At 52.2% G+C, this 12,940-nt stretch carries 11 protein-coding genes; 9 read left to right on the top strand and 2 right to left on the bottom strand.

Features of this window, described 5'->3' with window-relative positions:
- From GKC03_09690 to GKC03_09650, 9 genes are all read left to right on the top strand, one after another.
- Positions 1-657: hypothetical protein (locus GKC03_09690; protein NYT12798.1), on the top strand; the 657-nt coding region annotated here is incomplete at its 5' end.
- A gap of 89 nt (positions 658-746) precedes the next feature.
- Positions 747-1,466: a hypothetical protein gene (locus GKC03_09685; protein ID NYT12797.1), complete on the top strand. Its 720-nt coding sequence runs from the start codon at positions 747-749 to the stop codon at positions 1,464-1,466.
- Between the two features lie 121 nt (positions 1,467-1,587).
- Positions 1,588-2,373 carry an Fpg/Nei family DNA glycosylase gene (locus tag GKC03_09680; GenBank protein NYT12796.1) on the top strand — a complete coding sequence of 262 codons (786 nt, stop codon included), beginning with the start codon at positions 1,588-1,590 and terminating at the stop codon, positions 2,371-2,373.
- Between the two features lie 114 nt (positions 2,374-2,487).
- Complete coding sequence (locus tag GKC03_09675; GenBank protein ID NYT12795.1) at positions 2,488-4,449, top strand: hydantoinase/oxoprolinase family protein; 1,962 nt, start codon at positions 2,488-2,490, stop codon at positions 4,447-4,449.
- 96 nt (positions 4,450-4,545) lie between these two features.
- The gene (locus GKC03_09670) at positions 4,546-6,504 is read left to right on the top strand and encodes a hydantoinase/oxoprolinase family protein (GenBank protein NYT12794.1); all 1,959 of its coding nucleotides are present in this window, start codon (positions 4,546-4,548) and stop codon (positions 6,502-6,504) included.
- Positions 6,505-6,574: 70 nt separating this feature from the next.
- Complete coding sequence (locus tag GKC03_09665) at positions 6,575-7,600, top strand: MtaA/CmuA family methyltransferase (protein ID NYT12793.1); 1,026 nt, start codon at positions 6,575-6,577, stop codon at positions 7,598-7,600.
- An 84-nt stretch (positions 7,601-7,684) separates the two neighbouring features.
- Positions 7,685-8,737 carry an MtaA/CmuA family methyltransferase gene (locus GKC03_09660; GenBank protein ID NYT12792.1) on the top strand — a complete coding sequence of 351 codons (1,053 nt, stop codon included), beginning with the start codon at positions 7,685-7,687 and terminating at the stop codon, positions 8,735-8,737.
- Between the two features lie 115 nt (positions 8,738-8,852).
- Positions 8,853-10,505: a methylamine methyltransferase corrinoid protein reductive activase gene (locus GKC03_09655; GenBank protein ID NYT12791.1), complete on the top strand. Its 1,653-nt coding sequence runs from the start codon at positions 8,853-8,855 to the stop codon at positions 10,503-10,505.
- A 50-nt stretch (positions 10,506-10,555) separates the two neighbouring features.
- Positions 10,556-11,359, top strand: coding sequence for an MBL fold metallo-hydrolase (locus tag GKC03_09650; GenBank protein NYT12790.1), 804 nt, complete (start codon positions 10,556-10,558; stop codon positions 11,357-11,359).
- Here the strand turns inward: GKC03_09650 and GKC03_09645 are convergent.
- Complete coding sequence (locus GKC03_09645) at positions 11,356-12,246, bottom strand: hypothetical protein (protein NYT12789.1); 891 nt, start codon at positions 12,244-12,246, stop codon at positions 11,356-11,358. The genes GKC03_09650 and GKC03_09645 overlap by 4 nt on opposite strands.
- On the bottom strand, positions 12,247-12,940 hold a 694-nt coding region (locus tag GKC03_09640; protein NYT12788.1), incomplete at its 5' end, for a hypothetical protein.

Raw genomic sequence — 12,940 nt, 5'->3', positions numbered from 1 at the left:
TTCATTCTGGACACCGCTGCATTGGCGAAGGAAGAGGGCCTATTCATCCTGCTGAACACAAACGGTTTCATCTCTGAGGAGGCTCTCAATGACGCTCTTCCTCTCGTGGATGTGATGAATATCGACGTCAAGGCGTTCTCTGAGTCCTTCTACAAGAGAAACTGCGGAGGGCACCTTGATGATGTGCTTAGGACCTGCAGAATGGCCAGAGCAGCCGACATCCACGTGGAGCTAACCTATTTACTCATCCCTGGTATGAACGACTCTAAAGAGGAGGTAAATTCATTCTTCAGGTGGGTGGTGAAGACCATGGGTCCATCCACTCCTGTCCATCTATACCGTTTTCTTCCATCGCATCGACTGGCTCACCTTCCTGCTCAGAGCATGGACAGGATCGAACAAGCCTACGCCGATGCCAGAGAGATCGGGATCCTCTACCCATATGTGGGAGGGGTTGTTGGAGACAAGCGACAGAGCACCTTCTGTCCGAAATGCGGCGAACTACTTGTTGATCGAAGGAGCGAAGAGGTCACTGAGAAGATAGTCGTGAAAACCAACGAAGTGAGCAGATTTTGTCCAACATATCCTGATGTCAAAGTTCTACTGGAAAATCGTCAATGTCCAAAGTGCGGTTTCGATATCTCAATAATCCTTTGAATTCCATATGCAATTGTTAACGACTTCTTTACTTCCGGAAGTTAGGACATTGCCATAATATAAGAACATTAGGTAAGAAACATCATTGGATGGTGTATCCAACCATAAAAGCTTTTATAATCATTTACATTAATCATGCGGCTAACCTATTTGAGGAGGGTATACTAATGGCTGATATACTAGAGGAAATGGCCGAGGGTGTCCTTAAGGGCAAGATCAAGGACATGAAGGGTTTGGCCGAGAAGGCACTCGACTCTGGCTTCACTCCCAACGACATCATTTTCGATGGACTCTCCAAGGGAATGGAGGTCGTAGGAGAGAGGTACGAGAACAAAGAGTACTATCTTCCCCAGGTCCTGCTGTCTGCACAGGCGATGTACGCAGCTCTTGATGTTGTTCTGCCTATCCTGAAGTCTCAGGGTGGCGGTGTGGACAAGGGCACAATCGTCATCGGTGTGGTTGAGGGTGACGTTCACGACATCGGAAAGAACATCGTGAAGGCGATGATCACCGGAGTCGGCATGACCGTCCACGACATGGGTAGGGATGTACCTCTTAAGGACTATGTTGACAAGGTCGAGGCTGAGAAGGCCAACATTCTGGCTACTTCGACACTCATGACCCCAACACTTGCTGGCATGAAGGCTCTTGAGTCCATGCTCAAGGAGAAGGGTCTGAAGGGTCCGTGCAAGACCATGATCGGTGGCGGAGCTACCTCCAAGGAGTTCGCCGACCAGATCGGGGCCGACGCTTGGGGATACGACGCCATTGAGGCGACCCAGATCGCTCAAGCGCTTGTCAAGAAGTAAACCCAGACGGATATTATCCGTCTCACCTTATTTTTATTTCATTCCTTCTGCACTAGAGCATTTGTTCTTCCAACGATTGCATCGAATCGGTTTAGATATTCAAAGGCGCATATAGGCAGGCATGCCCGAACTTCCGGAGGCCGAAGCATTCAGGAGGTATCTGGATTCATCTGTCCTCTACAAGAAAATCGAGGTCGTCGATGTCCTTGACGAGAGGATTTTGGGCAATGTGTCGAAAGAAAGGATAATCTCCGACCTCGAGGGTCGCCAAATCGTACATACGGTCCGTCATGGTAAATACGTGGGAGCCGAACTCGATTCTTCCCAGGTACTCATACTCCATTTCGGAATGACTGGGAAGGTGAGGTTCTTCAAGAGGAATGAATCCGCCCCTCGATTCGTGACAATGCAACTGAATTTTGAGAATGGGGATCAACTGGCCTTCACCTGCATCAGGGTACTGTGCCGGGTTTTTTTCTGCGAAAGCATGAAAGAGTTCATCGAATGGAAGAATCTCGGCCCCGACGCGCTAGATGGACTTACCTTGGGATTATTCAAGGACCTGATCTCCAGGAGGACAGGGCGGATCAAGGCTGTTCTAATGGATCAGCATTTCTTGGCGGGTATTGGCAACATCTACGCCGATGAGATACTGTTCCAATCTGGAATTCATCCGATGCGAACTGCCGACACCATCTTCGAGGATGAGATTGCACAGCTCTTCAACAGCATAGGCGTTGTATTGAATGAAGCGGTCGATGCTGGAGCCAATTGGGCCCTTATACCGAAAGATTATCTTCTGAATGTTCGGGGACCAGGGGGCAAGTGCCCTTCTTGCGGAACTCAACTCGAGATGGTCAGAGTGGTTGGGAGAAGCTCATACTACTGCCCCAAGCATCAGTTTTGAGAGGTTTCATTCCATCGACCTGTTAATCCAAAGTGAGATTCTCTGGTCATTCAAATAATTTATTAACTCTCATTCTGTTCGGCCGTTTATCAATAGTTAATCGAGGGAATGATGATGGACCATCTGAAAGAGAAGGGTAAGAAGCTCGGTCTGGGTATCGATACAGGGGGGACCTATACAGATGCTGTAATCATAGACCTCAAGGAGAAGAAGGTTCTTGCTAAAGCCAAGGCTCCCACCACCCATCACAATCTGGCTATTGGTTTGAGGGAAGCCGTGGACGGAATCTTGGAAATGGATGGTCTCGATGTTGAGGACATCCGGCTGGTAGGCGTTTCCACGACCCTCGCCACCAATTCCATTCTTGAGGGAAAGGGCGCCAGGGTCGGTCTCATCGGCATCGGTTGGAAGCCCAAGGAGGATTGGTATCTGGGAGAGCAGAAGGCCGCCTTCATCAGTGGTGGACACGAGGTCAATGGTCTCGAGAAAGAGCCAATGAATATGGAGGAGGCCGAGATCGCTGTCAATGAGGTCTGCCACGGGGTTGATGTGATCGCCGTATCCGGTCTATTCAGCGTATATAATCACAACCACGAGAGCAAGATCCGACGACTTATCAAGGAGAAATCAGGACTGCCAGTAATCTGCGGTCACGAGCTCACGGGCGAACTCGGCATCATGGAAAGGACGGTCACGGCTGTACTGAACGCTCGTCTCATTCCCATTCTCGATACCTTCATCGATGATGTTGAGGGCTCCCTGAGAAAGAGGGGCGTGGTCGCTCCCATCATGGTCTTCAAGGGAGACGGCTCCCTGATGAACATCGAGACCGCCAGGGAAAGGCCGGTTGAGACAATTCTCTCTGGTCCAGCGGCAAGCTCGATGGGTGGTCGGATCCTCGCAGGTCTGACCGATTGTATCGTGATCGATATTGGTGGAACGTCCACAGACATCGCTTTCTTGGACGGAGGATTCCCCCGCATCGTTCCTGAAGGCGCGAATATCGGTCAATGGCGCACTCGAGTTAGGGCGGTGGACATGTGGACCGCCGCCTTAGGCGGGGACTCGGAGATCGTTGTCGATCGAAGGGGAAACATGGAGTTGAGGGCAGACAGAGTCATCCCACTGTCCCTGGCGGCAGAGATGTACGAGGGTTTCCTTGACAAGCTGGAGACATCGGGCGAGACCCGGTTTCTGGTCGCCTACCCAAGAGATGGAGATGGGCTGAACGAGAAAGAGAGGAGCCTCTTTGACTTCCTGAGAAAGAACGGACCCTCCACCTGGAGCGAGTTGAAGCGAAATGTCGATGTGGTGCTGCTCGATAGGTTCGTCAAAAGGCTCAGGGACAAGAACATGATCGTGGGAATCGGACTCACCCCCACCGACATATTGCATCTCAAAGGCGATTATCAGAAGGGTAGTGTGCGGGCTGCCGAGATAGGTGTCGATCTCTACCGCCCGAGCATGGGTCTGACCCGGAATGAATTCGCCTCGATCGTTCTCAACAGGGTGGCTGCCAAGATCTCCCAAGAGGTGATCAAGAAGATCATTCTCGACGACGGAGGCATGATGCCCCAGGGAAGATCATGTGATTTCCTTCTCGAGACCGCAAGCAGGGGAATCGACAGCGATCTTATTCAGATGGACGTCAAGGTCAAGCGCAAGATAGTGGGCATCGGTGCCCCTGCTCATGTCTACGTATCAGAGATTGAGAAGAGACTTGGTACAGAGGTCATTGTTCCCGAGAACCACGAGGTGGGAAATGCTGTTGGCGCGGTGTGCAGCCCCATCGTGGAGACCGCTCATGTTGTGATATTCCCTCAGGATGAGAAGTTCCATGTCTTCTCCTCGTTCTACATCCCCGTGACTTACAGTCACATAGAGCAGGCCGTCGGTGCCGCCCGCAACATGGTCGAGAGACATGTAAGAGAGAGAGCGGAAAAGGCTGGTGCCCAGGAAATCAATGTCAAGGTCGAGGTCGACTATAAGAAGTCGATCGGCGGAGAACTGGTAGCTGGTGAGATCATTAGCAGGATAGACGTGAACGCAAGGGCTGTTGGTCAACCACCTATCTGATCTCGTAAAGAGGTATGACAATGGGGGCGTTCCCCCCCCAATTCTTATTTAGATACTCCGGATTATCCGAGGAGAGTCGGAGAAAGGAGGAAGAAAATGCCCGCAGAGAACGATGAAAGGATCTACGGCCTAGGCATCGATACCGGAGGGACGTTCACGGATGCTGCCATTGTGGACATGGATGAAAAGACCATCTTTTCCAAGGCCAAGGCCAGGACTACCTACCATGATCTATCTATTGGTATAGCTCAGGCGGTTGACAATGTCCTGAATGTATCTGGCTTTGACTCATCCAACATCGGATTGGTGGGCGTTTCCACCACCCTTGCCACGAACTCGATCCTTGAAGGCAAGGGAGGTAGAGTAGGACTCATAGGAATAGGCTGGAAGCCAGATCCCGATTGGAAGCTGGGGACGACCAAGCAGGTATTCATCTCTGGAGGGCATGACACCAGGGGGGAGGAGGTATCGCCTCTCATTCTCGATGAGGTCTTGGAAGCGGTCAGTGAGATGGAAGGTCTCGACGCCGTCGCGGTATCCGGTATTTTCAGTGTGTATAACAAATCCCACGAGAGAATGGTGACCGAGAATATCCGTGAGACCCTCCGTGTTCCGGTGGTGATGGGCCATCAGTTGACCACGGAGCTAGGGATCCATGAGCGCACTGTGACAGCCGTGCTCAATGCGCGTTTGATCCCCATAATCAATCAATTCCTGAATGACGTGGAGCGCTCCATGAAGGCTCGCGGAATAAAGTCTCAGATCATGGTCTTCAAGGGCGATGGCACCCTAATGAACATCAGGACTGCGAGGGAGCGACCGGTAGAGACCGTGCTGTCTGGCCCCGCCGCAAGTTCAATGGGCGGCCGCCTTCTTGCCGCGGTAGACAGCTGTATTATAGTGGATATAGGCGGAACATCGACCGACATAGCCTTTCTGGAGGATGGTTTTCCTAAGGTCAGCAAGGAGGGTGCATCGGTCGGAGAATGGCGCACTCGAGTTAGGGCCGTGGACATGTGGACCTCAGCCTTGGGTGGAGACTCCGAGATCATTGCAAAGATGGATGGCACCGTGGAGATCACCAAGAACAGGGTACTTCCATTGTCGCTTGCGGCCGCAAGGTATGAGGGGCTTCTGGAGAGGATGAGGGATACCTGGGAGACAAGGTTCCTGGTCAGCTTCCCGAGAAAGGATGAAAAGCTCACAGTGGAGGAGCGCAGGGTTCTCGATTTCCTCTCTGAGAGGGGACCTTCCACTCCTCAGGAGATCAGAGAGGCGGCCGGCATCGTGCTCGTAGAAAGGTATGTGGCGTCATTGATGCAGAAGAACATGGTGGGAGGGATCGGCCTCACACCAACGGACCTTCTTCACGTAAGGGGCGATTACATTGAGGGAGTGGTGGAAGCCGCACAGATCGGAGTGGAAGCTAGTGCTCATATGTGCAGCAAATCCCCGGCTGAATTTGTGGAAAGCACCATCAATTCATTTGTTGCGAGGATCTCTGAGGAGGTCATAAAGAAGATAATGATGGATGAGCGGGCCGTGCTTCCAGAGTGCATGGGTTGTGATTTTCTTCTTGACAATGTGACAGGGCGGACCAACAGCAATCTGCTGAAACTTGAAGCCAAAGTGACTAGGCCAATTGTTGGCATAGGTGCCCCCGCGCACGTCTGGCTCCCGATGATTGAGAACCGTTTGGGCACCAAGGTTATCGTGCCCCAAGGACACGAGGTGGGAAATGCTGTTGGCGCGGTGTGCAGTCAGGTGGCGGAGACCGTGGACATAGTGGTCTTCGAGCGCAACAAACGCTTCATTTTAGTCTCCCCATTCTGCGATCCGATTACCTATTACGATCCCTCCATAGCTTTGAGGGCCGCGATGAAAATGGCCGCAGAACATGTCAAGGTCAAGGCCATGCGTTCAGGGGCCCGCGATGTTAGAGTTAAGGTGGAGACTGAGTCGAAACATGTGAGGAGCGGGTTCATGTCGGGCAGTGAAACAACTGGCTGGATAGAGGTTCGGGCCACGGCCATGGGTCAGCCAACAATCGTTTAAGAAAAATTAAAGTAGCTTGATTTCAATGTTCAAGGGCCAAACTCATTGTATACTGAGGAGGGAATATTTCATGGATAATGGAATGACACCAAAGGAGCGCTGGTACGCCGGCATGGCCATGAAGGAACTTGACAGGCCACCGGTTGCCTGCATGACCCAGAGCGCTACTGTAGACCAAATGGAGGCGATTAACGTCTTCTGGCCAGATGCGCACGATAACCCGGGTCTCATGGCAAAGTTGGGGATGGCCCAGAACTCCGTCCTTGGATTTGAAGCTGCCAGGATACCTTTCTGCCTCACAATCGAGGTCGAGAACATGGGACTCCCCGTTGATAGGGGCAAGGTCGACAGGACACCCATGGTCAAGGGACACCCGTTCAACGAAGACAACCTTGATACCATCGAGATCCCGAAGGACTTCATCAACATGGGACGAGCAAAGGTGGTCAGAGAAGCCGCCAAGATCATGAAGGAGGAGGTAGGTAAGGATCTCCCCATCGTTGTGGGGACCACCGGACCATTCACAATCGCTGGTCACCTTGTTGGGACTGAGAACCTACTGCTTTGGATCCTAACTAACCCCGATGTCGTATTTGAGGCTGTTAGGATCGGGGCGGAGATCGCCTACGAGTATCAGAAGGCAATCGATGCAATCGGGGTTGACGCCATTCAGCAAAGCGATCCTTCAGCATCCACCGACATGTTGTCAGGTGAGATGTTCGATGAGTTCGCCGCACCCTACATAAAGCGTTCATTTGAGGGAGTCGAGAATGCCAAGACCATCCTGCATATTTGCGGTGACACAACCATGCTCTTAGACCACATGATATCTACTGGTGTTGATGGTCTCTCCATCGAGGAGAAGGTCGACCCATTCAAGGCGGTCGAGCTGGTTGACGGAAGAGCAGCTCTCATCGGAAACTGCGGTGTAGTGAACCCACTCCTGCAGGGAACACCTGAGACAACCAGAGAGCACACAAGGAAGATCTGCGAGTCTGGCTTCAATGTTGTAAGCCCTGGCTGCGGTCTAGCTGCTCGCGTCCCCAAGAACAACCTGATGGCCCTTGTTGACGAGGTCAAGAAGTTCAAGAAGTAAACACCAACAACCCCTTTCTCTTTATTTTCTTCGAATTTGAGAGTGCATGCTGCAGTTTATGACTAGTACCAACCAGCAAAGTATATGGCCTGCTCTTCCCTGTCCGTTATCAGGATAAAGGTGGATGGCAGCATGATGAGACCACTGGAACGGGTTCTTGCGGCATTGGCTGGCGAATGGGTCGATCGACCCCCCATCTGTTGCATGACTACCTCGGTGACCCTTGATCAGATGAAGGCAGTCGGGGCGTACTGGCCTGAGGCGCATACCGATTCCAAGGAGATGGCGCTGTTGGCATATGCTGCCCATGCCGTGGTAGGGTTCGAATCGGTGAGGGTGCCTTTCTGTCTGACCGTGGAAGCTGAGATCATGGGGGCCAAGGTCGATCTCGGGAGGATGGACAGGACCCCTATGGTCAAAGGGAATCCATTTTCTCTTGGTGATGAGATCGAGATACCAGATGATGTTGAAGAATTGGGACGGGCCCCGGTGACCATCGCGTCCATACCCCTTCTGAGAAAGATGACAATGGGAGACGTTCCGATCGTGCCTCTGGCCACCGGACCGTTCACCATAGCCGGGCATCTAGTGGGAATGGAGAACCTTCTCCTCGGAATCATACTAGATCCAGACGAGGTCCACAAGGTATTGAAAAAGGCAGCCGAGCTCGGCCAGAGGTACATCTCTGCGCTCGACGCAGCATATCCTGATGTCATTCTTCTGAGCAATCCTTCATCCTCTTCCGACATGATCTCACCCGAGACGCACTCCGAGTTCTCTGCGCCTTACACCATGAGCTGCCTCAAGGAAGTGCAGAATGCAATGACTGTGCTCCATATATGTGGAAATAGCACCATGCTCATCGATGGAATGGTCTCCACAGGCGTGGATGGGATAAGCATCGAGGAGAAGGTGGATCCCTACAAAGCTGCAGAACTCGTGAATGGGAGATGTGCCTTAGTGGGCAATGTAGGCGTGGTCAATCCCCTGCTGCAGGGATCTCCGGAAGACGTGATCAAAGCAACGAAAGAAGTGATGGAGGCTGGATTCGACATAGTGAATCCAGGGTGCGGTCTTGCACCCCGGATACCTCTGGAGAATCTTCGAGCCATGGTCAGAACAGTGAAGGGGTTCTGATCCCGAACTCCCAGCCATCAACACCATAACTGGCTTTGCGATTTCTTTGGGTCGTGAAGTGATTTGCCTCTGCAATTTTAAATACAGGAATCCCATATGGAACTCGTGATACGCCATGGCGTACGGGATTGCGTTGGACCTTGGTACTAGTGGGTACAGAACTCACCTTGTTGACCTCAATGATCACGGTAAGATCATCTCCACGGCTATTACCATGAGGCATCCCCTTCCAGGTGCCAATGTCATGGACCACCTTCATTTCTGGATAGAGAATGGTGCCGAGGTTGGTCATAGTATCGTGAAAGAGACCATCGACAAGCTCATCTGCCTTCACGAAGTGGATAGAAACCAAATCAGCAAGATAGCTGTTTGTGGAAATCCCATCCAGCTCTCCATGTTCGAGAACATCGAGATCAGAGATCTAGCATATGCTGGACAGTCGATCCTTAAAAGGCTCAAGATCGAGAGGCCCAGCCGAAAATCTCATGTCATTACCGCAGGTGAGATCGGTCTCAACATGGTCAGATCAGAGACCGAGGTTGGAATACCGCCCGCCATCAGGCACGAGGTGGGAGCAGATGCCCTGGCGATGATCATAAAATCCAAGCTCCTGGAGAAAGGGGAGACCTGCATGGTCACCGACTACGGTACCAATGCTGAGATGGGTCTCTTCCACGATGGGGAGCTCTACAGCGGCTCGGCTGCGGCTGGACCCGCCATGGAGGGTCAGCACATATCACATGGGATGCTGGCCGCCCCCTTCGCCATCTCTGATCTGGATATTGACCCCGATGGCAGATGGAAGAACATGGTACTGGACGACCGTCTTGGTGTGAGGGTCGGATCCATCACCGATCCCCGAAAGGGTACCATGGAGCGGGTGGAGAACATCCCGGCCAGAGGTATCACCGGTACCGGGGTCGTCGCCGCCGTTGCCTGTGGTCTGGAGTCCGGTCTCATCACGCTTCCTAGCATTAACACCAGCGATAGAGCTATCCATCTCCAGGATGGAATTAAGTTCCTGGATAGCGACCTGAGGGAGGCTGGGAAGGCAATGGGCGCTATCAGGGCTGGACACAGGACGTTGATTACAGAGGTCGGGATAGAGGACAAGGATATTCGAACCATGTACATGGCCGGAGCTTCTGGTACATACGTCGATCCGATCAAGGCTCAGACCACAGGACTGGTACCCAGGGTGCTGGAGAAAACGGTTCAGGTCGGGAACACCTCCCTGATGATGGCCTATGATATACTGATCAAGGAAGACACTCTGGATATGATGCAGGAGGTTGCAGACTCCATTGCGTCAAAGCACATCATGTTCGCCACATCCAAGGTCTTTGAAGACCTGTACGTGAACGAGATTGCCCTCTGGTCGGAGGGAATGCCCTTCGATGCGTACAACGAGATGCTGAAGTTCTCTGGGCTTATGCCACTTCCAGCGCAGGTGAGACCCAAGGAGACCCTACGGATGGTCGACAGGGACATCCCTGAGGTTGGGGACAAGGGCCTTAAAGTCCTCGATTATGTTGGTGTGTATCTCGTTGGGGAATTCGGTGACTGCACAGGCTGCAAGAAGTGCGAGAAGGAGTGTCCCGAGTGCGCCCTCAGGGTGGAAGAGGTCGGGAACAAGGAGTTCAGGATAAAGGTGGCCACAGATCTCTGCCTTGGAACCGCGTGCAAGCATTGCGAACGGACATGTCCCAAGCAGGCTTTGGAGTTCAGCGATCTGAAGATCACAAGACGTGAATACGAATGCAACTGACCTGCCTTGTAGATAATCTTTCAATCGCACCTGGCCAACCCAAAGGCATTGTGAAGAGATCCAGGGATAGTCGAAGGTTCATAGCTCAGCACGGATTCTCATTGCTTATCGAGACCCCTGATGAGGAGCGGGTGATTTTCGATACTGGTCCCTCTCCGGTTATAATATCTCAGAATCTTGAGCTCCTCGGGCTAGAACCTGCAGATCTGAATTTGGTGTTCATCAGCCACGGTCATAGGGATCACGCCGGTGGACTGGCCCCTTTCATTGAGGCTGGAATTCCAGTTCATTGTGCCCCTGACACCTTTATGGGCGAGCGATTCGTAGAGAATGATGGCAAACTTGTGACCGTGAGCTGCGATACCGAACTGCTGGAATCGATAAACTCTCATGGGTTTATCGCTTCCAATGATTTCAGGGAGCTGGTCCCAGGGATTCACGCATCCGGTCTTGTTCCCCGGAATCCTGAGTTTGAGAACACATGCCCTTTCTGGAAAAAGGAAGGTGGTGCTTTCGTCAAGGACCGCATACTCGACGAGCAATCTCTCTACCTGGACACCGAAGCTGGAGTTGTGGTGATCTGTGGATGCAGCCATGCCGGTGTCCTCAATGTAGTAGCTCACGCCAGAAAGCTCATCGACCGGAAGATCATCCTTCTCATGGGGGGCTTCCATTTGGGTGGCGCTTCGTTGGAGACATTGTTGAAGACGGCAGACGCTCTCAGGAAAGAAGGTGTGAAACACATAGCACCTATGCATTGCTCTGGATTTGAGGCCATGCGGGTATTTTCAGATATTTTTGAACATTTCGAGCTCATGGGTGTAGGCGATGCGATCCAGGTTGACCAGATCTAACTGTCAAAGGACGCCTGTTGCATCAACTCATCGGTGAAGGTCGCTGCGTAGATGACACGGCGTGATGCTTCAAGAGGGCCGAACATCAGGAAGTCGGCTCCCGCCATTATCGCCGTTGAGCATGCAGACTCGTCGACATACCTGTAGAGTGCCGGTTCCTGAGCCTTCACCTTGATCAGGGGCTCCCATGATTCCACCGCGTTGTGGAGGGCACAGCCCGAAGGTAGCCCCCACTTGGCCTTGGATACGAAGATGGCCCTGAGTGCTGATCCAGCACTCTGTTCCATGGACATCACCGCGAGATCCAGCAAAGGCCTGTCTATCCCATACCTCTCTGCAAGGTCGACCAATCCATCCTTGAGGATGCCACCACCATCCTCCAGAAGGTATATCTTCCCCTTTAATCCGAAGTCCTTAGGAGAGAAGGCCAGAAGCACGGCGTTTCTAAGCCCGTATGCTTGAATCCCTTCCAGTTCCTTTTCTGTGGTACCAGAGTTTATCGAGTTGTATATCACCCTGTCCAATATTCCCATCTCGGATGCGTACTTGACTCCAGATAATCTAACATCAGGACTTGCAGAATCAATGAAGAGTGGCAATGAGGTCCGGTCCGCAAGGATTCTCAGATAGTTGGAGATGGCTTCCCCGGTCTCTCCATATACCATGATCGCCGCCGGCGTCCCAGTCTCCTCAGCACTAGAATGGAGTTTTCCAAGCACCTCATCCAACCTCTCCTCATCGATCTCCCCCATCCTCCGATTACTGACCATGGAATGACTTGGGTAGAACAGTGAACCGATCATCACCGTTCTTCTCTCGCCCGGCTGTCCACCGAAGCTCACGCCCCCGATATCCAGGATCTTCTGCTCGTTCTGAAATCTGAACATCTATACATCCCTCCCTGTGAGATAGGATTTCAATCTTCTTGCTAGGTTCACCGAAGGCACCTCGACCACTTCCATATCAATTGGATCAAGGATGATCCTGAATTCCTCAGACACCACTACGATGGAAGAGCTGGTGGAGAGCTTCTGGCTGGGCATCCTCAACATCTGGTTGGCGAAATGGTCGGCCAGCTTATTCATCCGGTTGCCGATTTCGTCCCCTCCACGATCGAGCCCCTCTGAGGTTAGGATGATGGGATCCGCTTCGAATGGTCCTGGATTCATTTTATTGCATTCCCTCAATCGCTCAACGAGTTCGTCCCGGTTTTCCTTCTCAAAGAAGTATATGGGGTCATATTCGATGATCTCCCCAGCTTCCTTGGGGTGAACCAGATCGATCACCTCTACCTGCTCCCTGAATCTGTCTACTGCTTCTGATGTCAGGTTGCAGAGGAATGGGATAGCAGCTCGAGTTCCTTTGATTCTCATATCCTCCCCTATACCTTCCTTGGCGAAGCATAGAATCGCGTCGCCTGGAAAATGACCGAATTCTTCTTTGCCGCAGACGATCAAGAATCTTATCCTCGGGTTGCTAATGACATTCATCGCGATCTTCTCGATTCCCATGTTCTCTGTCTTGAACCGGCCTATGATGGAATAGAGGTCAGGTGGAACGTCAACCTCGCCTCTCCCCACT

This window comes from Methanomassiliicoccales archaeon, from assembly GCA_013415695.1.
Classification (GTDB): Archaea; Thermoplasmatota; Thermoplasmata; order Methanomassiliicoccales; family JAAEEP01; genus JAAEEP01.
The sequence above is the reverse complement of the archived record's forward strand: the minus strand, read 5'-3'. Positions and strand labels throughout refer to the sequence as shown.

Excerpts from the sequence above, each read along its gene's own strand:
- GKC03_09655 (NYT12791.1), top strand. The coding sequence starts at position 8,853 with ATGGCGTACGGGATTGCGTTGGACCTTGGTACTAGTGGGTACAGAACT.
- GKC03_09685 (NYT12797.1), top strand. The coding sequence starts at position 747 with ATGGTGTATCCAACCATAAAAGCTTTTATAATCATTTACATTAATCAT.
- GKC03_09660 (NYT12792.1), top strand. The coding sequence starts at position 7,685 with ATGGCCTGCTCTTCCCTGTCCGTTATCAGGATAAAGGTGGATGGCAGC.
- GKC03_09665 (NYT12793.1), top strand. The coding sequence starts at position 6,575 with ATGGATAATGGAATGACACCAAAGGAGCGCTGGTACGCCGGCATGGCC.
- GKC03_09645 (NYT12789.1), bottom strand. The coding sequence starts at position 12,246 with ATGTTCAGATTTCAGAACGAGCAGAAGATCCTGGATATCGGGGGCGTG.
- GKC03_09680 (NYT12796.1), top strand. The coding sequence starts at position 1,588 with ATGCCCGAACTTCCGGAGGCCGAAGCATTCAGGAGGTATCTGGATTCA.
- GKC03_09670 (NYT12794.1), top strand. The coding sequence starts at position 4,546 with ATGCCCGCAGAGAACGATGAAAGGATCTACGGCCTAGGCATCGATACC.
- GKC03_09675 (NYT12795.1), top strand. The coding sequence starts at position 2,488 with ATGGACCATCTGAAAGAGAAGGGTAAGAAGCTCGGTCTGGGTATCGAT.